Annotated in this window: 19 protein-coding genes and 3 pseudogenes; 7 read left to right on the top strand and 15 right to left on the bottom strand. The window is 71.7% G+C overall.

The genetic code is table 11. The annotated features are described in order from the left end of the window. The first annotated feature begins 19 nt into the window (after positions 1 to 19). From ABT369_RS24480 to pgl, 4 genes are read left to right on the top strand one after another with little or no spacing between them, the layout of a single operon-like run. Positions 20 to 1,474: a glucose-6-phosphate isomerase gene (locus ABT369_RS24480; RefSeq protein ID WP_350615203.1), complete on the top strand. Its 1,455-nt coding sequence runs from the start codon at positions 20 to 22 to the stop codon at positions 1,472 to 1,474. Between the two features lie 4 nt (positions 1,475 to 1,478). Next, positions 1,479 to 2,996: a glucose-6-phosphate dehydrogenase gene (gene zwf / locus ABT369_RS24475; RefSeq protein ID WP_350615201.1), complete on the top strand. Its 1,518-nt coding sequence runs from the start codon at positions 1,479 to 1,481 to the stop codon at positions 2,994 to 2,996. A 26-nt stretch (positions 2,997 to 3,022) separates the two neighbouring features. Continuing rightward, positions 3,023 to 4,039: a glucose-6-phosphate dehydrogenase assembly protein OpcA gene (locus ABT369_RS24470; RefSeq protein WP_350615200.1), complete on the top strand. Its 1,017-nt coding sequence runs from the start codon at positions 3,023 to 3,025 to the stop codon at positions 4,037 to 4,039. Beyond that, positions 4,036 to 4,806: a 6-phosphogluconolactonase gene (gene pgl / locus ABT369_RS24465; protein WP_350615199.1), complete on the top strand. Its 771-nt coding sequence runs from the start codon at positions 4,036 to 4,038 to the stop codon at positions 4,804 to 4,806. The genes ABT369_RS24470 and pgl overlap by 4 nt, the downstream gene beginning before the upstream one ends. 164 nt (positions 4,807 to 4,970) lie before the next feature. On the opposite strand, the gene ABT369_RS24460 is transcribed toward pgl, so the two are convergent. The 14 genes and pseudogenes from ABT369_RS24460 to rsgA form a co-directional block, all read right to left on the bottom strand. Further along, positions 4,971 to 5,312 (bottom strand): RNA polymerase-binding protein RbpA, encoded by a 342-nt coding sequence (locus ABT369_RS24460; RefSeq protein WP_350615198.1) that lies wholly within the window; start codon positions 5,310 to 5,312, stop codon positions 4,971 to 4,973. 132 nt (positions 5,313 to 5,444) lie between these two features. Further along, on the bottom strand, positions 5,445 to 5,702 hold the full coding sequence (secG, locus tag ABT369_RS24455) for a preprotein translocase subunit SecG (protein ID WP_344614412.1): 258 nt from the start codon (positions 5,700 to 5,702) through the stop codon (positions 5,445 to 5,447). A 64-nt stretch (positions 5,703 to 5,766) separates the two neighbouring features. Continuing rightward, the gene (locus ABT369_RS24450; protein WP_350615197.1) at positions 5,767 to 7,470 is read right to left on the bottom strand and encodes an ABC transporter substrate-binding protein; all 1,704 of its coding nucleotides are present in this window, start codon (positions 7,468 to 7,470) and stop codon (positions 5,767 to 5,769) included. A gap of 183 nt (positions 7,471 to 7,653) precedes the next feature. Then, positions 7,654 to 8,436, bottom strand: coding sequence for a triose-phosphate isomerase (tpiA, locus tag ABT369_RS24445; RefSeq protein ID WP_350615196.1), 783 nt, complete (start codon positions 8,434 to 8,436; stop codon positions 7,654 to 7,656). 3 nt (positions 8,437 to 8,439) lie between these two features. Then, entirely contained in the window at positions 8,440 to 9,588 is a 1,149-nt protein-coding gene (locus ABT369_RS24440; RefSeq protein ID WP_350615194.1) for a phosphoglycerate kinase, read from the bottom strand. Next, entirely contained in the window at positions 9,585 to 10,589 is a 1,005-nt protein-coding gene (gap, locus tag ABT369_RS24435) for a type I glyceraldehyde-3-phosphate dehydrogenase (protein ID WP_350615193.1), read from the bottom strand. The genes ABT369_RS24440 and gap overlap by 4 nt, the downstream gene beginning before the upstream one ends. 421 nt (positions 10,590 to 11,010) lie before the next feature. Continuing rightward, entirely contained in the window at positions 11,011 to 11,991 is a 981-nt protein-coding gene (gene whiA / locus ABT369_RS24430) for a DNA-binding protein WhiA (RefSeq protein ID WP_350615192.1), read from the bottom strand. A gap of 157 nt (positions 11,992 to 12,148) precedes the next feature. Next, positions 12,149 to 13,108 (bottom strand): annotated as a pseudogene (locus ABT369_RS24425) (gluconeogenesis factor YvcK family protein); the annotation flags it as partial. A gap of 215 nt (positions 13,109 to 13,323) precedes the next feature. Then, entirely contained in the window at positions 13,324 to 14,217 is an 894-nt protein-coding gene (gene rapZ, locus ABT369_RS24420) for an RNase adapter RapZ (RefSeq protein ID WP_350615462.1), read from the bottom strand. Between the two features lie 756 nt (positions 14,218 to 14,973). Next, positions 14,974 to 16,908: pseudogene (uvrC, locus tag ABT369_RS24415) on the bottom strand (excinuclease ABC subunit UvrC); the annotation flags it as partial. Positions 16,909 to 16,977: 69 nt separating this feature from the next. Beyond that, positions 16,978 to 17,403, bottom strand: a complete 426-nt coding sequence (locus ABT369_RS24410) for a QcrA and Rieske domain-containing protein (RefSeq protein WP_350615190.1) — start codon at positions 17,401 to 17,403, stop codon at positions 16,978 to 16,980. A gap of 135 nt (positions 17,404 to 17,538) precedes the next feature. Beyond that, entirely contained in the window at positions 17,539 to 18,057 is a 519-nt protein-coding gene (locus tag ABT369_RS24405; protein ID WP_350615188.1) for a Rieske (2Fe-2S) protein, read from the bottom strand. A 313-nt stretch (positions 18,058 to 18,370) separates the two neighbouring features. Then, positions 18,371 to 21,310: pseudogene (gene uvrA / locus ABT369_RS24400) on the bottom strand (excinuclease ABC subunit UvrA); the annotation flags it as partial. Between the two features lie 129 nt (positions 21,311 to 21,439). Further along, complete coding sequence (gene rsgA / locus ABT369_RS24395) at positions 21,440 to 22,471, bottom strand: ribosome small subunit-dependent GTPase A (protein WP_350615187.1); 1,032 nt, start codon at positions 22,469 to 22,471, stop codon at positions 21,440 to 21,442. 93 nt (positions 22,472 to 22,564) lie between these two features. Between rsgA and ABT369_RS24390 the strand changes: the two genes are divergently transcribed. From ABT369_RS24390 to ABT369_RS24380, 3 genes are read left to right on the top strand one after another with little or no spacing between them, the layout of a single operon-like run. Further along, positions 22,565 to 22,999, top strand: coding sequence for a hypothetical protein (locus ABT369_RS24390; protein WP_350615186.1), 435 nt, complete (start codon positions 22,565 to 22,567; stop codon positions 22,997 to 22,999). Positions 23,000 to 23,009: 10 nt separating this feature from the next. Then, a complete protein-coding gene (locus tag ABT369_RS24385; protein ID WP_350615185.1) occupies positions 23,010 to 23,678 on the top strand; it encodes a maleylpyruvate isomerase family mycothiol-dependent enzyme in 669 nt (222 codons plus the stop codon). Next, the gene (locus ABT369_RS24380; protein ID WP_350615183.1) at positions 23,675 to 24,274 is read left to right on the top strand and encodes an MBL fold metallo-hydrolase; all 600 of its coding nucleotides are present in this window, start codon (positions 23,675 to 23,677) and stop codon (positions 24,272 to 24,274) included. The genes ABT369_RS24385 and ABT369_RS24380 overlap by 4 nt, the downstream gene beginning before the upstream one ends. A gap of 14 nt (positions 24,275 to 24,288) precedes the next feature. Here the strand turns inward: ABT369_RS24380 and ABT369_RS24375 are convergent, their stop codons facing one another. Next, the gene (locus tag ABT369_RS24375) at positions 24,289 to 25,557 is read right to left on the bottom strand and encodes an ATP-binding protein (protein ID WP_350615182.1); all 1,269 of its coding nucleotides are present in this window, start codon (positions 25,555 to 25,557) and stop codon (positions 24,289 to 24,291) included. Between the last annotated feature and the right edge of the window lie 26 nt (positions 25,558 to 25,583).

The raw sequence follows: 25,583 nt of genomic DNA, 5'->3' as shown, positions 1-25,583 counted from the left end.
GGCATGCAGGGGGTGGCGGGTGTCTGATCTGCTCGACGACGTCGTGGCGGCGGCCGGACTCACGGTGTTCGGCGTCGCCGCGACCGCGCGGCCGGTCGGCGCACCCGCCCCCTTCCCTTTTCTCCCCGGTCCCGAGCTGACCGACCGGATCGCCGCCGTCCGCGCGCGGGGGCTGGACCGGGTCGTGCTCTGCGGGCCGGGCGCCGGGGCCGCGGCGATCGCCGCCACCCTCGGCCTGGACCTCACCGTGCTCGACACCGCCGATCCGCACCGGGTGCGAGCGGCCCTGGCCGACCGGCTGGAGCGGACGGTGGTCGTGCTGGCGGTGCCGGAGCCGACCGTCGTCGCGGATGCCCATCGGCGGGCCTTCCTGCAAGCGTTCGAGGACGCCGGCCTGCACGACGTGGGCCGGCGTTTCGTCGTCGTGACCGCGCCCGGCTCCGGGTTCGAGACCGTGGCGCGCGAGATGGGCGCGCCGCTCTTCCTCGCCGCGCCGACCGCCTCCGCGCTGAGCGCCTACACCCTCGTCCCCGCCGGCCTGGCCGGGGCGGACACGGCGGCGCTGCTGGCCGAGGCCGCGGCGTTCCAGACTCCTCCCCCGCCCCGCGCCGCGGCGGGCTTCGCCGCGCCGGCCCCCCGCCAGGCCGAGCCGGCCGCGGAGCCCGTGCTGCCGGGCGTCGCGCTCGGCGAGACGATCGCCGCGGCGGTGCGCGACGGGCGGGACAAGCTCGCCGTCGCCCCCGACGGCACCGGCATCGACGGCCTCGGCCCGTGGATCGAGCGCCTCTTCGGCGACGCCCTGGTCACCGTCGCGCTGGAGAACCCCTCCTCCTGGGGCCACGAGGGCCCCGACGTGCTCGGCGTGACCGTCGGCGGCGTCCTGGGCCGCGCCATCATGCCCGGCGGCGGCATCAACCCCGACCTGTCCGTCAACGGCCCGCTCGGCGCGCACCTGTTCGCCTGGGAGCAGGCCGCGATCGTGGCCGGGGCGGCCCCGCGGCCCACCGGCGACGGCGACGCGCTGCTGCACCGGCTCGACAGCGGCGTGCCCGCCGAGACGCCCGCCCTCGTCGAGGGGGCGATCGAGGTGTACGGCGAGACGACGGCCACGACGCTCATCGCCGCGATCGACGGGCTGACCCACACCGTCCCGCCCGGCGGCCGGGTGGCGATCGAGGCCCACCTCGACCCCGGCGGCGACGCGGCGGCGGCCGGGGTGCGTGACGCCCTCGGCGGGCGGGTGGCACGAGCGGTGACCTTCGGCTGGGGACCGCGCAACGCCTCCGGCACCGGCGCCACGCTGCTCATCACCGGCGCGGTGACCAACGACGTGCGGGTGCCCGGCCGGCCGTACACGTTCGGTGAGCTCCAGGCCGCCTCCGCCGCCGCCCCCGGCGACGGGCCGTGGCTGCGTTTGCATCTGACCGACCGGGCAACCGGTATCGAACAACTGTTGGCCGCCCTCGGAGGGTGAACTGATGACCAATCCGCTGCGGGACCCGCAGGACCGGCGACTGCCTCGCATCCCCGAGCCGTGTGCGCTGGTCATCTTCGGCGTCACCGGTGACCTGGCCCGCAAGAAGCTCATCCCGGCCGTCTACGACCTGGCCAACCGGGGACTGCTGCCGCCCAGCTTCGCCGTGCTGGGCTTCGCCCGGCGCGACTGGGGCGACGGCGACTTCGAGGACCTGGCCCGCAAGGCGGCGCAGAACGGCGCCCGCACCACGTGGCGGGAGGAGGTGTGGTCCCGCCTCGCCGGCAACATCAAGTTCGTGCCCGGCTCGTTCGAGGACGACCAGGCCTTCGACCACCTCGCGCAGACGCTGAGCGACCTGCACGACGAGTCCGGCATCCCCGGCAACGCGGCGTTCTACCTGTCGATCCCGCCCTCGGCGTTCCCGGTCGTGCTCAAGCAGCTCGAGCGCACCGGCATGTCGGACAACGCGAAGTCCGGCGGCTGGCGCCGGGTCGTGGTGGAGAAGCCGTTCGGCTACGACCTCACCTCGGCCAAGCAGCTCAACGACCTCGTCGACGACGCCTTCACCGCCCAGGACGTGTTCCGCATCGACCATTACCTGGGCAAGGAGACCGTCCAGAACATCATGGCGCTGCGGTTCGCCAACAACCTGTTCGAGCCGGTGTGGAACTCCAACTACGTCGACTCGGTGCAGATCACCATGGCCGAGGACGTCGGCATCGGCACCCGGGCCGGCTTCTACGACAAGGTCGGCACCGCCCGCGACGTGCTGCAGAACCACCTGCTGCAGCTGCTGGCCCTGGTGGCGATGGAGGAGCCGACCGCGTTCGACGCCGACGCCATCCGCACCGAGAAGCTCAAGGTGCTCAACGCCATCAAGGTGCCGGCCGACGTGACCACCAACACGGTCCGGGGGCAGTACCTGACCGGCTGGGTCGCCGGGGAGCGGGTGCCGGGGTACCTCGAGGAGAAGGACGTCCCGGCGGACTCCAAGACGGAGACGTACGTGGCGACCCGCCTGGGCATCCAGAACCGCCGCTGGGCCGGGGTGCCCTTCTACATCCGGGCCGGCAAGCGCCTGCCGCGGCGGGTCACCGAGCTCGCGATCCTGTTCAAGAAGGCCCCGCACCTGCCGTTCAGCGACGCGGACGTGGAGATGCTCGGCAACAACCAGCTCGTCATCCGGGTCCAGCCGGACGAGGGCGTGATGCTGAAGTTCGGCTCGAAGGTGCCCGGCACGACCATGGAGGTCCGCGACATCGCGATGGACTTCCAGTACGGCGAGGCCTTCACCGACGCGAGCCCCGAGGCCTACGAGCGGCTCATCCTCGACGTGCTCGTGGGCGACAAGACGCTGTTCCCGGACTCGGCCGAGGTCGAGGCGAGCTGGAACGTGGTCGACCCGCTCGAGGAGGCCTGGGCGGGTTCGACGCCCGAGCCGTACCGCGCGGGCGAGTGGGGCCCGCGGGCCGCCGACGAGATGCTGGCCCGCGAGGGCCGCGCCTGGCGCCGGGCCTGACCGGGGCCGAAGAGGGAGACATGGACATGATCGGTTTGTGGGACACCACCGGCATCGAGGTGGTCAAGGCCCTGGCCAACGAGCGGCGCAGCGCCGGCGGCCTGACCAGTGGCCTGGCCCTGACCCTGATCGCCGTGGTCGACGAGCGGCAGGTCCGCGAGGCCGAGGCGGCGGCCACCATCGCCGCCTCCGCGCACCCGTGCCGGCTGCTCATCATCGTGCGCGCCGACGTCACCCAGCAGCGGTCGCGCCTCGACGCCGAGATCGTCGTCGGCGGGCGGCTGGGCCCGTGCGAGGCGGTCGTGATGCGCATGCAGGGCCGGCTGGCGCTGCACGCCGAGTCGGTCGTCATGCCGCTGCTCGCCCCGGACGTGCCGGTGGTGACGTGGTGGCAGTGCACGCCGCCGGAGCGGATCGCGTACGACCCGCTGGGCGTCGTCGCCGACCGCCGCATCACCGACAGCGCCCAGGCCGAGGACCCGGTCGCCGCGCTGCGGGTGCGCTCCGACGACTACGTGGCCGGCGACACCGACCTGGCCTGGTCGCGCATCACCCCGTGGCGCACCCTGCTGGCCGGGGCGTTCGACGCCAACCGGATCGGCGTGCGCTCGGCCGAGATCGTGGCGCCCGAGCACGACCCGACCGCGCTGCTGCTCGGCGGCTGGCTGGAGGCGCGCCTCGGCGTGCACCCGGCCCGCAGGACCGGCGACGGCAAGATCATGCAGGCGGTGAACATGGTGCTCGACAACGGCGACTCGATGAACCTGATCCGCGACCTCAACGCGGGCGTCGCCACGCTGCAGCGCACCGGCCAGCCGGACCGCATCCTGCCGCTGAGCCGCCGCCCGCTCGGCGACGAGCTCGCCGAGGAGCTGCGCCGGCTCGACCCCGACCAGCCCTACGCGGCCGCGCTGGCGGCCGGCACCGGCAAGCGCCGGCTCGACGAGCGCGGCGCGCCCCGCGTGCACATCTGGAAGGACCCCGCCCTGGCCGAGAAGCCGGAAGCCGGCACGGTGCCCACGCCGGAGCCCGTGGCTTCATGAGTCATTCGAAGATCGTCGTGCACACGGAGCCGCGGCTGCTCGCCGAGGCGGCCGCCGCCCGGCTCATCGTCCGGCTCACCGACGCCCAGGCGGAGCGGGGCGAGGCCACGGTCGCGCTGACCGGCGGCCGCATCGCCGCCCAGATCTACCAGGCGATCCGCGAGAGCCCGGCCCGCGACGCGGTGGACTGGTCGCGGGTGAACGTCTGGTGGGGCGACGAGCGGTTCCTGCCGTCCGGCGACGGCGAGCGCAACGAGACCCAGGCCCGCGCGGCGCTGCTCGACGCGCTGAAGCTCGACCCGGCCCGGGTGCACCCGATGCCGGCCTCCGACGGCCCGGACGGCGAGGACGCCGAGGCGGCCGCCGCCCGCTACGCCGCGGCGCTGGCCGAGGCGGCCCGGCCCGGCCACGCCGAGCTGCCGCACTTCGACGTGATCCTGCTCGGCGTGGGCGAGGACGGCCACGTGGCCTCGGTGTTCCCGGAGCACCCGGTGACGCTGGAGTCGCGGCCGGTCTCGGCGGTGCGGGGCAGCCCGAAGCCGCCGCCGGTGCGCACCACGCTGACCCTGCCGGCGATCAACACGGCGGCCGAGGTGTGGCTGATCGCCTCGGGCGACGGCAAGGCGAAGGCGGTGGGCCTGGCCCTCGCCGACGCGGGCCCGCGCCAGATCCCGGCGGCGGGCGTGCACGGGCGGGAGCTCACGCTGTGGCTGCTCGACACCGCCGCGGCCCACGAACTGCCGCCCCGCTTCCGCAGCCTCGTCTGACGGCGGCCGTCAGGAGAAGGGTGACCACCCGCGGACCTGGCAGCGACGGCGCGCCAGCGCCGAGCGGTGTCTCGCGGGAGGAACGGTCCGCACCACGGCGGACCCGAGTCATGGCCTTGGTTCGTGAACAGGGGCGCCGGATCTCGCATCCGGCGCCCCTGCCGCTATCGGCCTGTGCGCTGGCGCAGACGCGCCAGCGCCTCCTGGAGGATGGCCTCGCCGTCGGCGTCGGTGCGCCGCTCCTTCACGTAGGCCAGGTGGGACTTGTAGGGCTCGGCCCGCGGACGCTCCGGCGGGGCCTGCTCGTTCCGGCCGGCCGGGAGGCCGCACCGGGAGCAGTCCCAGGTGTCCGGGGGCTCGATCTCGGCGGCGAACGCCGGCTCGGTCACGTGCCCGTTGGCGCACCAGTAGGTCACGGCGCGCCGGGGGGCCTGTTCACCACGCTCGGCCCAGCGCACCGGGCCGGAGCCGACTCGTGTTCCGCGGATGGCATTGCCAGCTGCCACGGCTGCTCGCTCCTGTTCGTCGGGGGGTACGACGTCTTACGGAGTGCAGGAGTGTGGGCGTAAACACCTGCGCGCGGCCCGTAAGTTGCACGGACCGCGCGCTGAGTCTAACGCTGGTGGACGGCGAGGTGCTCAGGCGCCACCGTTCTGGACGATTTTGAGCCAGAGGCCGAGGCCCACGATGCAGGCGAACCAGATGATGCCGACCAGCAGGGTGTAGCGGTCGAGGTTCTTCTCCGCCACCGAGGAACCGGCCAGGCTGGAGGACACGCCGCCGCCGAACATGCTGGACATGCCGCCGCCCTTGCCACGGTGCAGGAGCACGAGCAGGGTCAGCAGCACGCTGGTGATGACCAGCAGCACGATCAGGGTGTAGGCGAACGCCGTCATGGCGCGGTCGTCCTCTCGGCAAGGCGGTCAGGGCACGGTCGTATGTAGAGCGGGTGCCAGCTTACTAGGCGAGTCCGATCGCGCACAGGTCGGGCTGCCCGAACTGCGGGTGGATGAAGCCGCCGCGGATGTTGGTGCCCGCCATGCGCAGCGCCTTCATGTAGACGATCGGGATCGCCACCGCCTGCTCGGCGATCTTCTGGTCGAGCTCGCCCCAGAGCCGGTACTGCCGCTCCGGCACCGACTCGGCCAGCGCCGCGGAGATCCGGTCGTTGATGTCGGTGTCGTTGAGCAGCCCGTAGTTCTGGTTGTTGGTGGCGCCGGCCCCGGCCGGGATGAGCCGGCCGTCGAAGAGCGGCGGGATGACCGCCGAGCCGTTGGCCCAGTCCGGGATCCAGCCGGCCCACAGCAGGTCGTTGGTGTTCCCGGGGTTGCCGATGACGTCGAAGTACGTCTCCGGGTCGATCCCGTTGACCTTGATCTGGATGCCGATCTGCTGATACGTCTCCACCACCGTGGCCGCGAGGCGCCGGATGTCCTTCTGGTCCGGGATGGACAGCGTCAGGGCGCCGGCGCACGGCCTGCCCTTCTTCTGCTGCTCGTCCATCAGCTTCAGGGCCACGTCGGGCTTGCCCTCGACGTTGCCGGCGCTGTCGTACACGTCGAAGTCCTTGTGGGCCTTCAGCTGCGGCGCGATCATCGTCGTCGCGTAGTCCCCGTAGACCGATCCGCCGGCCGCGGCGCGGAACTTGCGCTTGTCGAACGCGTACACCAGCGCCTGCCGGCAGGCCAGGTCCGGGATGCGCCGGCTGTTGATCGCGAGGTACCGGATGCCGCCGTAGCCGCCCTGGACCGCCCGCGCCGACAGGTCCGGGTCGTTGATGACCTGCTGCACGAAGTTCGGCGCGACGTTCTTGTCCAGGTCGATGGCGTCGGCGTTGTCCCCGTCGCTGGTGATCAGGTTCGAGGTGACGGTCGGCAGGTCGCCGTCGGCCTCGATCACGATCTTGTCCGGGTAGGCCTTGCGCACGCCGTCGGTCTTGCGGTCCCAGTACGGGTTGCGGACGTACACGAGCCGCTGGTCGGTGTTCTCCTGCAGCTTGTAGGGGCCCGACGAGACCGGGTGCTTGTCGTAGTCGCCCCGGGTGTCCGACTTGGCCGGCACCGGCGCGAAGACCGACATGGCCACCGTGTACCCGAAGTCGCCGATCGGCTGGTTGAGCGTGAAGCGGATGTTGCGGGGGTCGACGCACTGCACGGACGTGAGGCCCTTGCCGCCGTTGTCACCGCCGGTGAACGGGCCCGCGTAGCCGTCCGCGTCGGCGAGGTAGGTCTTGGCGTAGGGCTGGGCGACGGAGAACAGCCCGGAGAAGCTGCGCTCGACGCCGTGCTTGACGTCAGGGCACGTGATCGGGGTGCCGTCCTCCCAGCGCACGTCGTCCTTGAGCTGGAAGTCCCAGACGCGGTTGCCCTCGCTCGGGCGGCCGGCGTCGGTGGCGAGGTCGCCCACGATCTCGCTGGAGGCCGCGCCCGGCTCCGACCGGAACGTGGTGAGCGTCCGGGAGACGAGGCGGCTGACGTTGGCCTCGGTGGCCGTGGCGACCCGCTGCGGGTCGAGGTGGGACGGTTTGGCGCTCACCACCACGTGCACGGTCCCGCCGGTCCGCGGCGGCTTCGGCCCGTTCTTCGCGTCGGCGTCGCCGCATCCGGCGGTCGCCAGCAGCGCCAGTCCGGCGATGGTCGCAATGGTCTTCCGACGACTGGGCATGCTGGTCCTTCACGGCGCGCCCGACGGGGTCCCGGCTCATCCGTTCGTGGCGGTGAGCCCTGGCCCGGTGGCTTGACGCCAGGTCAAGGGGTGGTGGACGCAGCCACTGTAGGCGTCATGGGGGCGACAGCAAAACGTCGCGCGGCCCGCATCCGGACCGCGCGACGCACTGTGCTGCTGCTGTTACTTGCCGAGCCGGACAATCCTCGCGAAGCCCTCGGCGTCGATGCTCGCGCCGCCCACCAGGGCGCCGTCGATGTCGGGCTGCTCGATGATCGCCGCGACGTTGTCGTGCTTGACCGAGCCGCCGTAGAGGATGCGCACGCGGTCGGCGGTGCCGCCGGTGTACTTCTCGGCCAGCCGGGTGCGGATCGCCCCGATGACCTCCTGCGCGTCCTCGGGCGTCGCCACCTTGCCGGTGCCGATCGCCCAGACCGGCTCGTACGCGATGACGATCTTCTCGACCTCGTCGGTCTTGATCTTCTCGAGGCCGGCGTCGAGCTGCGCGAGGGTGTACCCCACGTGCTCGCCCGACTCGCGGACCTCCAGGCCCTCGCCCACGCACAGGATCGGCGCGATGCCGTTGGCCAGCGCCGCCTTCACCTTGGCGTTGACCAGGGCGTCGTCCTCGCGGTGGTACTGCCGCCGCTCCGAGTGCCCGACCACCACGTACTGGCAGCCGAGCTTGGCCAGCATCGCCCCGGAGATCTCGCCCGTGTAGGCGCCCGACACGTGCGCGGAGATGTCCTGCGCGCCGTAGCCGATGAGCAGCTTGTCGCCGTCCACCAGTGTCTGGACGCTGCGGATGTCCACGAACGGCGGCAGGACGACCGCCTCCACGTCGTTGAGCTGCTGCTCGTTGAGCGTGAAGGCCAGCTTCTGCACCAGCGCGATGGCCTCGAGGTGGTTCAGGTTCATCTTCCAGTTGCCCGCCATGAGCGGGCGGCGTCCGGTGACCTCAGCCATGACTCAGGCCTCCAGCGCCGTGATGCCGGGCAGGGCCTTGCCCTCGAGGAACTCGAGGGAGGCGCCGCCGCCGGTGGAGATGTGGCTGAAGCCGTCCTCCGGGATGCCCAGCGCGCGCACGGCCGCGGCCGAGTCACCGCCGCCGACGACGCTGAAGCCGTCGATCTTGGTGATCGCCTCGGCGACGCCACGCGTACCGGCGGCGAAGGGCGCCAGCTCGAACACGCCCATCGGGCCGTTCCAGAAGACGGTCTTCGCCCCGTCGAGGGCCGCCGCGAAGGCCGCCACCGACTCGGGGCCGATGTCCAGGCCGAGCTCCTCGGCCGGGATGGCGTCCACGCCGACCGTCCGCACCTCCGCGTCGGCCGCGAACTTGTCCGCGGTCACCACGTCGGCCGGCAGCACGATCTTGTCGCCGCCCCGCTGGAGCAGGTCCTTGCAGGTGTCGACCATCTCGTCCTGCAGCAGGCTCTTGCCGACCTCGTGGCCCTGGGCCTTGAGGAAGGTGAAGCACATGCCGCCGCCGATGAGCAGCTTGTCGACCTTGGGCAGCAGCGCCTCGATGACGGCGAGCTTGTCCGAGACCTTCGAGCCGCCGAGGATCACGACGTAGGGCCGCTCGGCCTCGCCCGTGAGCTTCGAGAGGACCTCGAGCTCCTTGGCGACCAGGTAGCCGCTGTAGTGCGGCAGCAGGCCGGCCACGTCGAAGACGCTGGCGTGCTTGCGGTGCACGGCGCCGAACGCGTCGTCGACGTAGACGTCGCCGTGCGCGGCCAGCTCGTGCGCGAACGCCAGGCGCTCGGACTCGACCTTGCTGGTCTCCCCCGCGTTGAAGCGGAGGTTCTCCAGCAGCACCAGGTCGCCGTCCGCCCCGCCGAAGGCCACCGGGGCGCCCAGCAGCTCGCTCAGGCGGGCGGCGACGGGCGCGAGGGTGTACTTCGGGTCGGGCGCGCCCTTCGGGCGGCCCAGGTGCGACATGACGGTGATCTTCGCGGCGCCGGCCTCACGCAGGGCGTTGATGGTCGGCAGGACCGCGCGGATGCGCCCGTCGTCGGTGATCTTGTCTCCGTCGAGCGGGACGTTCAGGTCGGCGCGCAGCAGCACGCGCCGACCGGCGACGCCCTCGCTCAGGAGGTCGTCGAGCGTCTTCACAGGCCGGTGCCGACCAGGGTGACGGCGTCGACGAGACGGTTGCTGTAGCCCCACTCGTTGTCGTACCAGCCGACGACCTTGACCTGGTTGCCGATGACCTTGGTCAGGCCCGCGTCGAAGATGCACGACGCCGGGTCGGTCACGATGTCGCTGGAGACGATCGGGTCCTCGGTGTAGACCAGGATGCCGGCGAGCGGGCCGTCGGCGGCGGCCTTGATCGCCGCGTTGACCTCTTCGACGGAGGTGTCGCGGCCGACGGTGACCGTGAGGTCGGTCGCCGAGCCGGTCGGGACCGGCACGCGCAGCGCGTAGCCGTCGAGCTTGCCCTTGAGCGCGGGGATGACCAGGCTGATCGCCTTGGCCGCACCGGTCGAGGTCGGCACGATGTTCAGGGCCGCGGCGCGGGCGCGACGCAGGTCCTTGTGCGGCGCGTCCTGCAGGTTCTGGTCCTGCGTGTAGGCGTGGATCGTGGTCATGAGGCCACGCTCGATGCCGAACGTGTCGTTGATGACCTTCGCCATCGGCGCGAGGCAGTTCGTGGTGCACGACGCGTTGGAGATGATCGTGTGCTTCGCCGGGTCGTACTCGTGCTCGTTCACGCCGAAGACGATCGTGAGGTCCTCGTTCTTGGCCGGGGCCGAGATGATGACCTTCTTGGCGCCGCCGGCCACGTGGACCTTGGCCTTCTCGGCGTCGGTGAAGATGCCGGTCGACTCGATGACGACGTCCGCGCCCAGGTCGCCCCAGGGCAGCTTCGAGGGGTCGCGCTCGGCGAGGGCCTTGAAGGTCTTGCCCGCGACGGTGATCTCGTCCGCGGTCGCCTTCACCTCCTCGCCCAGCCGGCCGAGGATGCTGTCGTACTTCAGCAGGTGCGCCAGCGTCTGGTTGTCGGTCAGGTCGTTGACGCCGACAACCTCGATGTCGGCGCCCTTCGCAAGGGCCGCACGGAAGAAGTTGCGCCCGATACGGCCGAAGCCGTTGATGCCAACCCGGATGGTCACTTCGACACATCTCCTCGTCTCTTCGCGCCACGGCCGCGCTGGTATGCCGTTGCCGTGCGCCAGATGAGTGTTATTGGCTCGCCCACCCTGGTCCCGCCGGTCCGGACCCACCCGTTGGTGCGGGGTCCGGCCGCGTGTCGCGGCGGCGATCGAACAGCGAGGAGCGACCCGAGTCGGCCTCATCGCCGAACACGGCAAACCCTATCGTCTCGAACCGGTCACGATCCCATGGGGGTGTCGGAGCCCACGTTTGATCGTACGGCGGCGCAGGCTCGCGGGCGGCTGGACCCGGGTGCCGATCGCCTCACGGCCGCAGGTCACATCGCGGCGCCCGCCGGGGGCGTTCTGCCCGATAAGTCGGGCGCTCCGCGCCACGACTTATCGGATTTATACCCTGACGGCGCTTATGTCGGATTCGGCGTCAGCCGACCAGCATCTCCGGGGTCACGGCCGACTCGGTGTCGGGAATGCCCAGGTCACGGGCGCGCTTGTCGGCCAGCGCCAGCAGACGCCTTATACGGCCGGCGATCGCGTCCTTGGTCAGCGGCGGGTCGGCGAGCGCGCCGAGCTCCTCCAGCGACGCCTGGCGGTGCTCGAGCCGCAGCGTGCCCGCGCTGAACAGGTGGTCGGGCGCGGTGTCGGCGAGGATCTCCATGGCCCGCGCGACCCGGGCGGCGGCGGCGACCGCGGCGCGCGCCGAGCGGCGCAGGTTGGCGTCGTCGAAGTTGGCCAGCCGGTTGGCGGTGGCCCGCACCTCGCGCCGCACCCGGCGCTCCTCCCAGGTCAGCACGCTCTGGTGGGCGCCGATGCGGGTGAGCAGCGCGGCGATCGCGTCGCCGTCCTTGACCACGACCCGGTCGACCCCGCGCACCTCGCGCGCCTTCGCGGTGATCCCGATCCGCCGCGCCGCCCCGACGAGCGCGAGCGCCGCCTCGGGACCCGGGCACGTGATCTCCAGCGCACAGCTACGCCCGGGCTCGGTCAGCGAGCCGTGCGCGAGGAAGGCACCCCGCCACGCGGCGACCGCGCAGCACATGTTCGCCGACACGACGTGCGGCGGGAGCCCGCGCACGGGACGTCCGCGCACGTCGAGCAGGCCGGTCTGGCGGGCGAGGGCCTCGCCGTCCTTGACCACGCGCACGATGAAGTGGCTGGCCTTGCGCAGGCCGCCCGACGCGAGGACGTGGATTTCGCTGCCGTACCCGTACACCTCCGACACCTCGCGACGCAGCCGGCGCGCGGCGGCGTTGGTGTCGAGCTCGGCCTCGACGACCACCCGGCCCGAGACGATGTGCAGCCCTCCCGCGAAGCGCAACAGCGCGGCCATCTCGGCTCGCCGGCAGCAGGGCTTGGCCACGTCCACCCGGCTGAGCTCGTCCTTGACCGCAGCGGTCATCGCCATTCTGTCGTCACCTCGCGGATTTCGTGTTCACAGTGATGTCCCCGTCCGTACCGGCACGCGCCCGACCCCCGTTGGTCCGCGAGCCGTTCTCACTTCTCATCCCGGCACCGCGCGCGATCCTGGCGGTCGTCCGGGCGGTCTTGCCTGCGTCGACCTGCAGCAATGGGTCGAGCGCCGCCGCCAGCGCCTGCGGGTCGTGCCGGGGCCCCCCGTCATCGACGGCGACCGGGGCCAGCACCAGCCGCGCACCAAGCGATTCTGCCGCACGATGGACCGGTTCGGGGTCGCCTACGGCTTTCCCGTCGGCAAGAACTACATCGACGTGCAATCCAGGTAGGTAACGGGGCAGGGCGGCCAGGTGCTCCGGCAGCGTCAGCCCCGCGGTCTCGCTGTCGGCCGCGAGGTTGAGCGTGACCAGCCGCCGGCCCGCGCTGTCCCGGATGGCGTCGGCCAGCCCGGGCACGAGCAGGTGCGGAATCACGCTGGTGAACCACGAGCCGGGCCCGAACAGCAGCCAGTCCGCCTCGCGCACGGCCCGCACCGCCTCGGCGCACGCCTCGGGCGCGTCCGGCGTCAGCCGCACGCGGTCGATGGTCTTGGTGGTGACCGCGACCTCGTGCTGCCCGCGCACGGTGACGACCTCCCCGTCCTCGGACAGGTCCGCCTCGATGTGCAGCGGGTCCCGCGACATGGGCAGCACCCGCCCGCCGCAGCGCAGCAGCGCCGCCGCCCGATCGAGCGCGGCCACCGGGTCGCCGGCCTGCTCCATCAACGCGACGAGCACCAGATTCCCGACCGGGTGCCCGGCGATGTCGTCCTCGCCGGTGAACCGGTGCTGGAACAGCTCGGCGGTGGCCGTCTCGTCGGCGAGCGCGGCGAGGGCCTGGCGCAGGTCGCCCGGCGGCAGGATGTCGCGCGTCTGGCGCAGCCGGCCGCTGGAGCCGCCGTCGTCGGCGACGGTCACGACGGCGGTGATGTCGAGCGGTCGGCCACGCTGCACGATCCGCAGCGCACGCAGCGTCGCGGACAGCCCGTGCCCGCCCCCGAACGCGACGACCCTGACCGCCTCGCGCGGGGTGTCCCGCTCCGCGCCGGCCGGTTGCACGCGCGCGTGCATCTGGCCGCGGCCGTTGTCGGCGGCGGCGACGGACTTGGACCGGCTCTGCGGCCGTCCTTCCCCGTCCGGCGCCTCGGCGGCAGCGGGCGGCTCGGCGCGGCCGTCGCCGGCCGGTGCGGATCTGGACGCCTTGGAGCGTCGGCGGCCGGGCGCGGGTGCGGGGTCCTTCGCGGCCGGGGTCCGTGCGGCGTCGTTGCCGCCCGTGGGCCGGCTCGTCATTCGCGTCCCAGGTCGCGGTGCTGCGGCGAGGCCGCGAGCCGCATCTCGCGCAGCCGCCGGGCGAGCTCCTCGGCGATGGCGACGCTGCGGTGCTTGCCGCCCGTGCAGCCGACGGCGATCGTGAGGTAGCGCTTCCCCTCGCGCTCGAAGCCCGGCGCCGTCGCGTTGATGAGGCGGGCGTACGTCTCCACGAACGTGATCGCCCCGCGCTGCCCCAGCACGTACCGGCTGACGTCCGTCTCCCGCCCGGTGTGCTCGCGCAGCTCCGGCACCCAGTACGGGTTGGGCAGGAAGCGCGCGTCGAGCACGAAGTCGGCGTCGGGCGGCAGGCCGTACTTGAACCCGAAGGACAGCACCGTGACCCTGATCTGGGTCGTGTCTTCCTCGCCGAACATCTCCTCGATGCGCCCGCGCAGCTGGTTGACGTTGAGGTGGCTCGTGTCGATCAGGACGTCGGCCTGCTCGCGCGCCTCCAGCAGCAGCTTCCGCTCGGCCGCGATGCCGTCGGAGAGCCGCCCGGCGCCCTGCAGCGGGTGCGAGCGCCGCACGCTCTCGAAGCGCCGGATCAGCACCTCGTCGTCGGCGTCGACGAACACCATCCGCGGGTTGAAGCCCCGCTCCCGCAGCGACTTCACCGCGCCCGGCAGGTCGGTCGAGAAGGCGTGGCTGCGCACGTCCAGCACCATCGCGGTGCGCCGGACCGCGCCCTGCGCCGCGTGCGCGAGCTCGGCCATGTCGAGCAGCAGCGCCTGGGGCAGGTTGTCCACGACGTAGTACCCGACGTTCTCGAGCGCCCGCGCCACGGTGCTGCGGCCGCCACCGGACACGCCGGTCACGATCACGAGGTCGGTGGTGTTGCGCCCGGACAGGTTCCCCTCGGCGGGGTCCACCTCCCCGGCGCCGAAGCCCTCCCCCGCGTCCGCGCGCCCTGCGATCTCGGCACGCTCCGCATCGAAGAACGCACCCTCCGCGAACTCGCCGGTGCTGCTGACAGTCGGTTGGGCCCCGCCGTCGTCCGCGGTGGCGCCTCTCGGCACGTCGCCATCTCTCGACACGACGACGAGTTTATGTCGTGCGGCGCGCGGCATCGGACGGTCGGTCGGTTTGCACTAGTTCGCGGTATCTCCAGCCCCGGCCTCCTCCACGGCCTCGTCGACCGCTCCGCCCCTGCTGGCCCCGTCTCCTGACCCGCGTTCGGGCGTGTCGCCGGCCTCGACGATCACCTCCGGCGTGTCCCCCATCCGTGTCACCTCGACCCGGGGACGAACGGCCTCAGAGCCCCCCGCGTCGATCTCCACGGCCACGTCCGGATCACCGCCGGCGTGCGACACCTCGCCCCGCGGCCACCCCGCCCCGCGCACGTCTCCGGCCGACCGGCCCGACGCGACCGGCCCGCCTTCGGAACCCGCCTCCGCCGCGCCTGCTTCAGCACCCTCAGCCCCCGCCACAACCGCCTCCGAACCGTCCGACGCGAGCCAACCGCGCTCCGACCCCGAGACCGCCGAATCCGTCAGCGAACCAGCGACCGTTCTAGGCGACGCCGCCTCCATGAACGGCCCGGCGTCCGCACGCGCATCAGCACCCGAGTCCGGAGCAGGGTCCGAGGGCGAGACGGGCGGGGCCGGATCGGGCACGGCGTCCGCGGGGCGGCGGGCCGAGGCGAGCGGATCCGGGTTCAGCGCCGCCTGAATCGCCTCCGCCGTGCGGCGCCCGATGCCGGGCACCTCCGCGATCTCCTCCAGGGTCGCGGCCTTCAGCCGTTTCAGCGACCCGAAATGCCGCAGCAGCGCCTTGCGGCGGATCTCGCCGAGGCCGGGCACCGAGTCGAGCGACGAGGCCGTCATGCGCTTCGAGCGCTTCTGCCGGTGGTACGTGATGGCGAAGCGGTGCGCCTCGTCGCGGACGCGCTGCAGGAGGTACAAACCCTCGGAGCTCCGGGGCAGGATCACCGGGAACTCGTCCTCCGGCAGCCACACCTCCTCGAGGCGCTTGGCGAGGCCGCAGACGGTGATGTCGTCGATGCCCAGGTCCAGCAGCACCTGCGCGGCCGCGTTGACCTGGGGCTGGCCGCCGTCGACGACGACGAGCTGGGGCGGGTAGGCGAACTTGCGCGGCCGCCCGGTCGTCGGGTCGATACCGGGGCGGGACGGGTCGGTCTCGGCGGCCTCGTCGATCTCGACCTTGGCGTCGAGGTAGCGGGCGAACCGCCGCCGCAGCACCTCGGAGATCGCGGAGACGTCGTCGGTGTCGCCGTTGATCGCGAACCGCCGGTATTCGCTCTTGCGCGACAGCCCGTCCTCGAACACGACCATGCTCGCGACCACGTCGGTGCCCTGGATCTGCGAAATGTCGTAGCACTCGATGCGCAGCGGCGCGGTCGGCATCGCGAGCGCCTCGGCGATCTCCTCGAGGGCCTTGCTGCGCGTGCTCAGGTCGCCGGCCCGGCGCAGCTTGTGCTGCTGCAGCGCCTGCTCGGCGTTGCGCGCCACGGTCTCGGCGAGCGTCTTCTTGTCCCCGCGCTGCGGCACCCGGATCGACACGCGGCTGCCCCGCAGCCGGGTGAGCCAGTCGGCGAGCGCGTCGACGTCGGCCGGCAGCTCCGGCACGAGCAGCTCGCGGGGCAGGTCGGCGGCCTCGGCCCCGGCCTCGCTGCCGTAGATCTGCGTGCAGAAGTGGTGCACGAGATCGCCCGGGGTCAGGTCCTCGGTCTTCTCCACGATCCAGCCGCGCTGGCCGCGCACCCGCCCGCCGCGCACGTGGAAGACCTGCACCGCGGCCTCGAGCGGGTCGTCGGCGAACGCAACCACGTCGGCGTCGGTGCCGTCGCCGAGCACGACGGCCTGCTTCTCCATGGCCCGCCGCAGCGCCCCGAGGTCGTCGCGCAGCCGCGCGGCGCGCTCGAAGTCCAGCTCGTCCGAGGCCTGGTACATCTCCCGCTCGAGCTGCTTGACCATGGTGTCGGTCTTGCCGGCCATGAAGTCGCAGAAGGCCTCGACGATGGCGCGGTGCTCGTCCTCGCTCACCCGGTCCACGCACGGGGCCGAGCACTTGCCGATGTAGCCCAGCAGGCACGGCCGGCCGATCTGCCCCGCGCGCTTGAAGACGCCGGACGAGCACGTGCGGGCCGGGAACACCCGCAGCAGCAGGTCGAGCACCTCGCGGATGGCCCAGGCGTGGGCATACGGCCCGAAATAGCGCACGCCCTTGCGCTTGGCCCCGCGCATCACCTGCAGCCGCGGATACGCCTCGTCGAGCGTGACGGCGAGATAGGGATAGCTCTTGTCATCGCGATACCGGACGTTGAACCGCGGATCGTAGGCCTTGATCCAGTTGTACTCCAGCTGGAGCGCCTCGACCTCGGTGCCGACGGTCACCCAGTCGACCCGCGCCGCCGTGGTGACCATCTGCTGGGTGCGCGAGTGCAGCGTCCACAGGTCGGCGAAGTAGCTGCTGAGCCGTTGCCGGAGGCTCTTGGCCTTGCCCACGTAGATGACCCGGCCGGACGGGTCGTAGAAGCGGTAGACACCCGGGGTGTCCGGAATGGTCCCCGGTGCTGGTCGATACGTGGACGGGTCAGGCACGCTTCGAGACTATCCGGGGGGTACGACAGAAAATCGGGGGCCGGTCGCGCGGACCGGCCCCCGATCGGGTCACGCCGTGATGTAGATGTCGTCGCCCTCGAAGCGGAGCTTCTTCTCCTGCAGCGGGGCGGTCGCCGGCGGGTTGGTCGCGGATCCGTCCGCGGCCGAGAACGTGCTGCCGTGGCACTTGCAGTTGATGTTGTTGTTCGCCACGTCCGTGACCACGCACTGCTGGTGGGTGCAGATCGCCGTGAAGGCCTTGTACGTCCCGGACTCCGGCTGCGTGATGACCGTCCCGCCGTCGTCGGAGACGATCTTGCCCCCGCCCACCGGGATGTCGGCCTTCTTCGCGATCGGGCCACCGGGGCTGGCGCCCGAGCCGGAGCCGGCAGTGCTGTCCGATCCACCCTTGTCGTCTCCGCAGGCGGCCAGGACGGACACGGCCGTCACACCGGCCGCCCCGGCGAGTACCGCGCGGCGGGTCGTCTCACTCATCAAGCTCCTCCAATGGTCGTGTGCCCGCGGGCTGCGGCCAGAGATACACAGAGGATGGAGGATACGGTTCAATGCTCAACAAAAACTGTGAATCCAGCGCCCAAACCGCAATCGGGACATCACGCGGAGCGACGATCAGGCCCGGACGACGTACCCGCTCTTGACGCCCACCTTGACGGTCTTGAGCCCGCCCGGCGTGGGCCCGTCGACCTTGGAGCCGTCGGAGACCTTGAACTTCGAGTTGTGCCGCGGGCACATGATGATCGGGTTGCCGTCGAACGGCGGGTCGACGATCGCGCCCTGGTGCGGGCAGGCCGCGTCGTACGCCTTGAACGACCCCTTCGCCGGCTGCACCACCAGCACCGTGTCCTTGACGATCACGCCGCCGCCGACCGGCACCTCGCCCACGGCGACCAGCGCGTTGGCCGGCACCTGGACCCCGGCATCGCCGCCCGGGCTGCTGTCGTCGAACGGGTTCCCGCCGGTCGTGGCGGGCGCGGCGGGCGCGCTCGAACCGGCCGGGTTGCCGCCGGCGCCCGGCGCGGGCTCGTCCCCGCCGCCGCAGCCGGCCAGCACGGCGATGCCCATCGCGCCCGCACCCAGCAGCAGCGTGCGCCGGGCGGCGCAGAGGTTGAAGACGTCCTCGTCTGGCACGTGGTTCCTCCTGAGGTCAGCCTCGCCAGCGGCCACCGTAGCAGCGCCGCCTGGGTGCCTCCGCCCGCCCTCGAAACCCGCTGATCCGACATATCTCCCGGCGAGGTATAAATCCGATATGTCGCGGCGCGGAGCGCCCGACATATCGCAAAGGCCCCGGAGCGGCGAACACCGCCCCGGGGCCTTTCACAGCAAACACTCAGCGCTTGGCCGCAGCCTTCTTCGCCGCCGTCTTGCGCGGCGCCGCCTTCTTCGCAGCAGCGGCCGCCTTGACCGGCGCGGCCTTGGCCGGAGCAGCAGCCTTCGCCGGGGCCGCCGCCTTGGCCGTCTTCCGTGGCGCGGCGACCGGCTTGGTCCCGTTGGCCTGCGCCGCCCGGTCCCGAGCCGCTGAGTCGCCGCCGGCCTCGCCCGACAGCCCCAGCGTGTGCCGCAGGAACTGCCCCGTGTAGCTCTCCGGCAGCTCCGCGATCTCCTCCGGCGTCCCGGTGCCGACGACCGTCCCGCCCTTGTGGCCGCCCTCCGGCCCCATGTCGATGATCCAGTCCGCGGCCTTGATGACGTCGAGGTTGTGCTCGATGACGATCACCGTGTTGCCCTTGTCCACGAGGCCCTGCAGCACGAGCAGCAGCTTGCGGATGTCCTCGAAGTGCAGGCCGGTGGTGGGCTCGTCGAGCACGTACACCGTCCGCCCGGTCGAGCGCTTCTGCAGCTCCGAGGCCAGCTTCACCCGCTGGGCCTCGCCGCCGGAGAGGGTCGGCGCGGGCTGGCCGAGCCGCACGTAGCCGAGGCCGACGTCGACCAGGGTCTTCAGGTGGCGGTGGATCGCCGGGATGGCCTCGAAGAAGCCCTCGGCCTCGTCGATCGGCATGTCCAGCACCTCGGCGATGGTGCGGCCCTTGTAGTGCACCTCGAGGGTCTCGCGGTTGTACCGCGCGCCCTTGCACACCTCGCAGGGGACGTACACGTCGGGGAGGAAGTTCATCTCGATCTTGATCGTGCCGTCGCCCGCGCACGCCTCGCAGCGCCCGCCCTTGACGTTGAAGGAGAAGCGGCCCGGGCCGTAGCCGCGCACCTTCGCCTCCGTCGTCTCCGCGAAGAGCTTGCGGATGTTGTCGAAGACGCCGGTGTACGTCGCCGGGTTGGACCGCGGCGTGCGCCCGATCGGCGACTGGTCCACCCCGACGACCTTGTCGACGAGGTCGAGCCCGGAGATGCGGGTGTGCCGCCCCGGCACCAGCCGCGCGCCGTTGACCGTGTTGGCCAGCACCGCGTGCAGGATGTCGTTGACCAGCGTGGACTTGCCGGAGCCGGAGACGCCGGTGACCGCGGTGAGCTGGCCCAGCGGGAACGGCACCGTCAGGTTGTGCAGGTTGTGCTCGCGCGCGCCGACCACCACGAGCTCGCGGCCGGGCGTGCGGGGCCGGCGGATCTCCGGCGTCGGGATGCTGCGGCGGCCGGAGAGATACGCCCCCGTCACCGACTCCTCGGTCGACACCAGCCCCTCGTAGGGCCCGCTGTGCACGACCTTCCCGCCGTGCTCGCCGGCGCCGGGCCCGATGTCCACGATCCAGTCGGCGGTGCGGATGGTGTCCTCGTCGTGCTCGACCACGATGAGCGTGTTGCCGAGCTTCTTGAGCCGCACCAGGGTCTCGATGAGCCGGTGGTTGTCCCGCTGGTGCAGGCCGATGCTGGGCTCGTCGAGCACGTAGAGCACACCCACCAGGCCGGAACCGATCTGGGTGGCGAGCCGGATGCGCTGGGCCTCGCCGCCGGACAGCGTGCCGGCGCCCCGGTCGAGCGAGAGGTAGTCCAGGCCGACGTCGACCAGGAAGCGCAGCCGGGCGTTGATCTCCTTGAGCACCCGCTCGGCGATCATCTTCTGCCGGTCGGTGAGCTCCATCGCGCCGAGCAGCTCCGCGCACTCGCCGACGGACAGGTTGCACACGTCGGCGATGCTGCGCCCGGCGATCGTCACCGCGAGGATCTCGGGCTTGAGCCGGGTGCCGCCGCAGGTGCCGCAGGGGACATCGCGCATGTACCCCTCGTATTTGTCCCGCGACCAGTCGCTCTCGGTGTCGGCGTGGCGCCGCTCGATCCACTGCACCACGCCCTCGAAGCCGGTGTAGTAGGAGCGCTCGCGGCCGTACTTGTTGCGATACCGCACGTGGACCTGGTCCTCGGAGCCGTGCAGGATCGCCTTCTGGCCCCGCGACGACAGCGCCCGCCACGGGGTGTCGAGCGTGAAGCCCTCCTCGTCGCCGAGCGCCTCGAGCAGCCGCAGGAAGTAGTCGAGCGTGTGCCCGGTGGCCCAGGGCGCGATGGCGCCCTCGCGCAGCGTGCGCTCCGGGTCCGGGATGATCAGCTCCGGGTCGACCTCTTTCTTGGTGCCGATGCCGGTGCAGTCGGGGCAGGCCCCGTAGGGCGCGTTGAACGAGAACGACCGGGGCTCGAGGTCCTCGATCGACAGCGGATGCTCGTTGGGGCACGCGAGATGCTCGGAGAACAGCCGCTCGCGGTGCTCGTCGTCCTCGGGCACGTCGACGAACTCGAGGATGACGATGCCGGCGGCGAGCTTGAGCGCGGTCTCCACCGAGTCGGTGAGCCGCTGCTTGGCCGTCTTCTTCACCGCGAGCCGGTCGACGACCACCTCGATGGTGTGCTTCTCCTGCTTCTTGAGCTTCGGCGGCTCGGTCAGCGGGTGCACGACGCCGTCGATGCGCGCCCGGGCGTAGCCCTTGGACTGCAGCTCGGCGAAGAGGTCGACGTATTCGCCCTTGCGCCCCCGCACCACCGGCGCGAGCACCTGGAACCGGGTGCCCTCCTCCATGGCCAGGACGCGGTCGACGATCTGCTGCGGCGTCTGCTTGGTGATCAGCTCGCCGCAGACGGGGCAGTGCGGCTCGCCGACGCGCGCGTAGAGCAGCCGCAGGTAGTCGTAGACCTCGGTGATGGTGCCGACCGTCGAGCGCGGGTTGCGCGAGGTCGACTTCTGGTCGATGGAGACCGCCGGGGACAGGCCCTCGATGAAGTCCACGTCGGGCTTGTCCATCTGGCCGAGGAACTGCCGCGCATAGGACGACAGCGACTCCACGTAACGCCGCTGACCCTCGGCGAAGATCGTGTCGAACGCCAGGCTCGACTTGCCGGAGCCGGAGAGCCCGGTGAACACGATCATCGCGTCGCGCGGCAGGTCAAGACTGACGTCGCGGAGGTTGTGCTCCCGTGCGCCACGGATGATCAAGCGGTCGGACATGCTTCCCCTTGGCAGTATTCGTCCGGTTGGAACACCGTCCCGGTGCCAGCCGACAACTCTAGCCAGGGGGTATGACATTTTTCGGCCGCCGCCCGCGCGAGGGGACCTCGAACGGGGGAAGCGGCCCAGCTAGCCCCGGGCCGGACGGCGGCGCTCGCGGCTTTCGCGACGCACCCGGCGTACCGCTGCCAGCTTCTGCTCTTTTTGCAGTTTCTGCCAGCTCGCGTATCGGCGCGGGCTCAGCTCGCCGTCCTCGACGGCCGCCCGCACGGCGCATCCGGGCTCGTCAGCGTGGCGGCAGTCCTGGAACCGGCAGTCCTGGGCGAGCAGCGTCACATCCGTGAACGCCCGGTCGAGGCCGGCCACCGTGTCGAACATGCCGACCAGCCGGACACCGGGCGTGTCCAGCACCGCGCCGCCCTCCGGCATCGGGATCAACGCCCGATATGTGGTCGTGTGCCGCCCGCGTCCGTCTGTGCGCAGGGCGCGCGTCTGCATCACCGGCGCCCCGGCGAGCGCGTTGACCAGGCTCGACTTGCCCGCGCCGGACTGCCCGAGCAGCCCGAGCGTGCGGCCGTGCGCGACGAGCGGGCGCAGCGCGGCGAGGCCGAGCCCGGTCCGCGCGCTGACCGCGTGCACCGCGACGCCCGAGGCCCGGCCCGGCATCTGCGCGGCGATCGCCTCGGGATCGGCGGCCAGATCGGATTTCGTCAGTACCAGATGCGGCTGTGCCCCTGACTCCCACGCGAGCGCCAGCAGGCGTTCGATGCGCCCGAGGTCGGGCGACGGGTCGACGGGCTCGACGACGGCGACGGCGTCCACGTTGGCCGCGAGCACCTGCCCGAACGACTCCTCGCCGGCCGTCGCGCGGACGATGGCGGTGCGTCTGGGCAGTATCGCCTCCGCCGTCAGCCGCCCGTCCGGCCAGTCGCGCACGACCAGCCAGTCCCCCGCACACGGCAGCGCGCCGGGGTCGCGCACGGCCCGGGCGAGCAGTCCACCGGCCGCGCTGGCGCGCACGGGTCCGCCCGCCGTGAGCGCGGTGCAGACACCACGGTCCACGCGGCTCACCCGCGCGGGCCGCTGCCCGGGCACGGCGAAGGGCCCGAAGGCCTCGGCGAAGCCGTCGTCCCAGCCGAGGGCCGACAGATCGATACTCACGGTAGTCCTTCCAATCCGAACGGACGTTCGGAAACCCACGGTAGGTAGCGCGTCCGCAACGCGAAACCGAATATCGGGGCTATGGTCGGGGACGTGCTCCCCTCGCATGTCTTGGCCGGTGCCGTCGGACTCCGCCTCGAGCGGGCCGATGTGCAGTGGCACGTCTCCCCAGGGCAGGACGACTCGCTGATGCGGTTCTGGCTCACCTTCGGCGGCGCGTGCTACGGCTTCCACGTCGGCGCCGAGGACGAGATCCTGGACGTGATCGTCGAGGAGCGCGGGACCGACGCCGACATGGGCATCTACGGCCGCCTGGAGGTGCGCTCGGCGGCGGGCGCGGACCCCGCGGGGTTCGCGGTCGGGCAGCGGCTGGTCGTGGTGCATGATCTTTTCGCGGGGTACCTCGGCAAGCCCATCGGCGCCCGCCTGTCCTTCGAGTCCGTGGACCTCAGCGTCGCCGACTGGGAGGACGAGCTGCACTGGGCCGTCGGCGACCTGCCGCCCGCGGTCGGGGTGCGGCAGCGATAGTGTGGAGCGCGTGACCGCCGATCCGCTGGTCCTCACCCCCGAGCTCGAGCGCGCCACCGAGCGCCTCCTCACCACCGTCGAGTCCCTGTCGCTGAACGAACCCTCCCTGTGCGCCGGCTGGACGAGGGGCCACGTGGTCACCCACCTCGCCCGCAACGCCGACGCCTACGTCAACCTCCTGACGTGGGCCCGCACCGGGACGCGCACCCCGGCGTACTCGAGCCGCGAGGCCCGCGAGGCCGACATCGAGGCGGGCGCCCCCCGCCCGCCGTCGGTCCAGCTGGCCGACCTGGCCGCGTCCGCCACCCGCCTGTCGACGGCGATCGACGCGATGCCGGCCGAGGCCTGGTCCACGGTCGTGACCATGCCCTCCGGCACCGAGATCCCCGCCGCCCGCCTGGTCTGGTCCCGCCTCTGCGAGGTTGAGCTGCACCACGTCGACCTGGACGCCGGCTACGGCCCGGCCGACTGGCCCGAGGCCTTCCCCCGGCGCCTCCTGCACGACCCGGCCACCCCGCGCGCGGCCACCCTGGAAGCCCCCGACGGCACCGTCCTGCTCGCCGTCCCCGGCGCCGCGACCGTGCGCGGCCCGGTCCACGCGCTCGCCGCCTGGCTCACCGGCCGCGGCGACGGCGCCGAACTGACCGGAGCACTGCCCGACCTGGAGGCCTGGAAATGAGCACCGGACTCGAGATCTCGTCCATCTCCGTGGGGCCGATGGACAACAACGCATACCTCCTGCGCTGCCGGGCCGACGGCGACGCGGTGCTGATCGACGCCGCCAACGACGCCGAACGCCTGCTGCGGTTCATCGAACCGGGCGGCATCCGCGCGGTGGTCACCACGCACCGCCACCAGGACCACTGGTTCGCGCTGCAGGACGTGCTCGACGCGACCGGCGCCCAGTCCCTGGCCCACCCCGCGGACGCCCCCGAGATCCCGGTCGTGACCGGCCACCTGAACGAGGGCGACACCCTCCACGTCGGCGACTGCGCCCTCTCCGTCATCCACCTCGTGGGGCACACGCCGGGGTCGATCGCCCTGTACTACGCGGGCGAGGGCGGCCACCTCTTCACCGGCGACAGCCTCTTCCCGGGCGGCGTGGGCAACACGCACGGCAACAAGGCCGACTTCGACTCCCTCATCCACGACGTGACCACGAAGCTCTTCGACCGCCTCGACGACGGCGTGACCTTCTATCCCGGCCACGGCAAGAAGTCCACGATCGGCGCCGAGCGCCCCTCCCTGGAGGAATGGCGCGCCCGCGGCTGGTAGCCGGCCGTCTCCAGTCATCTCCACAGCGCGTCGAGGGGCACGACCAGCGCACCCTCTTCATGCGTGAATGCATGATCCCCCGTGTACAGCACGACGGCAGCGGCAAGCCGGGCACCGAGCCTGCTGCGGAGTGCCCGAATCCCGCGCAGGTCCTCGCCGTGGACACGAGTTCCGGCCTTGATCTCGAAAGCGATGACGTCGCCGTCGTCGCTCTCGACGACAAGGTCGACCTCGTCGCCAGCCGCAGTCCGGAAATGACCTGCGACGACCGGCGCGTCCCACCAACTGAGCTGCTTCAGAACCTCGCCCACGGCGAACGTCTCGATCAAGTGGCCATAGTCGGTCAGGACGGCCGGATCCGACCGCGAGATCTTCTCCGGACTCAGTCCGAGCAGCCAGGCCATCACCCCGGCGTCAACCACATGCACCTTGGGCTGGCGCGCCACCCGGGAACCCAGAGTCGTCCCCCAGGCGGGCAGACGCTGGATCAGAAACACCGCTTCGAGGAGCCGCACGTAGTTCTCGGCGCTACTCTTCTCCATTCCGAGCGCCTGCGCGGTCGCCGCGATATTCAGTACCTGTCCCGAACGCGCGGCGAGCTGATTCAGCAGGCGAGGCAGCATCCCGCGCTGCCGGACGCGACTGAGCTCGATAACGTCACGCTCGATCACGAGATCGAGATAGTTGCTGTACCACCGCGAGCGCGATCTCCCAGGCGGACGCCGCAACGCGACAGGCATGCCGCCGGACGTCACGCGCCGGGCGTACTCCTCTCGGCTCGTCGTCGAGCGGTCTGCCAAGACCTCGGACGCGCGGCCGGCGAGTAACTGATGGACGAATGGCTCCGCGCCATTGCCATCGATCTCCATCTGAGCAAGCGGCAGAACATCGATGATGTCGACGCGCCCCGTCAACGACTGACCAGCCTGCGGCAGGGTCGAATAGCGCGTCGATCCGGCGAGCACGAAACGGCCTGGACTCAGATCACGGTTGAGCTCGGCCTTGATCGCATCGAGGAGCTCCGGGACGTGCTGAAACTCGTCGATGAAGACCGGGCCAGATCCTTCCACGAATCGACCCGGGTCGCTTCGGACCGCGGCCCGAGTGGCCGGATCGTCGCAGTCGATCACGGTTTTGTTGAGCCGCCGCGCGGTCCCATTGAGCAGCGTGCTCTTACCGACCGTTCGCGGCCCGTTCAGCACGACCGTCGGCTCCTCGCCCAACCTGTCGACGAGTACGGCCGCCAAGCGTCTCTCAGCCAGGCCCGAAAGCGCACCATCCACGTCGCGACCATGCCATAAATCCGCAT

It is taken from the genome of Dactylosporangium sp. NPDC000244 (assembly GCF_040300725.1).
Lineage (GTDB): Bacteria > Actinomycetota > Actinomycetes > Mycobacteriales > Micromonosporaceae > Dactylosporangium.
Note: the sequence above shows the minus strand (reverse complement) of the source record. Positions and strands in the feature narration are given on the sequence as shown.

Excerpts from the sequence above, each read along its gene's own strand:
- zwf (WP_350615201.1), top strand. The coding sequence starts at position 1,479 with ATGACCAATCCGCTGCGGGACCCGCAGGACCGGCGACTGCCTCGCATC.
- ABT369_RS24470 (WP_350615200.1), top strand. The coding sequence starts at position 3,023 with ATGATCGGTTTGTGGGACACCACCGGCATCGAGGTGGTCAAGGCCCTG.
- pgl (WP_350615199.1), top strand. The coding sequence starts at position 4,036 with ATGAGTCATTCGAAGATCGTCGTGCACACGGAGCCGCGGCTGCTCGCC.
- secG (WP_344614412.1), bottom strand. The coding sequence starts at position 5,702 with ATGACGGCGTTCGCCTACACCCTGATCGTGCTGCTGGTCATCACCAGC.
- ABT369_RS24450 (WP_350615197.1), bottom strand. The coding sequence starts at position 7,470 with ATGCCCAGTCGTCGGAAGACCATTGCGACCATCGCCGGACTGGCGCTG.
- tpiA (WP_350615196.1), bottom strand. The coding sequence starts at position 8,436 with ATGGCTGAGGTCACCGGACGCCGCCCGCTCATGGCGGGCAACTGGAAG.
- whiA (WP_350615192.1), bottom strand. The coding sequence starts at position 11,991 with ATGGCGATGACCGCTGCGGTCAAGGACGAGCTCAGCCGGGTGGACGTG.
- ABT369_RS24410 (WP_350615190.1), bottom strand. The coding sequence starts at position 17,403 with ATGAGTGAGACGACCCGCCGCGCGGTACTCGCCGGGGCGGCCGGTGTG.
- ABT369_RS24380 (WP_350615183.1), top strand. The coding sequence starts at position 23,675 with ATGAGCACCGGACTCGAGATCTCGTCCATCTCCGTGGGGCCGATGGAC.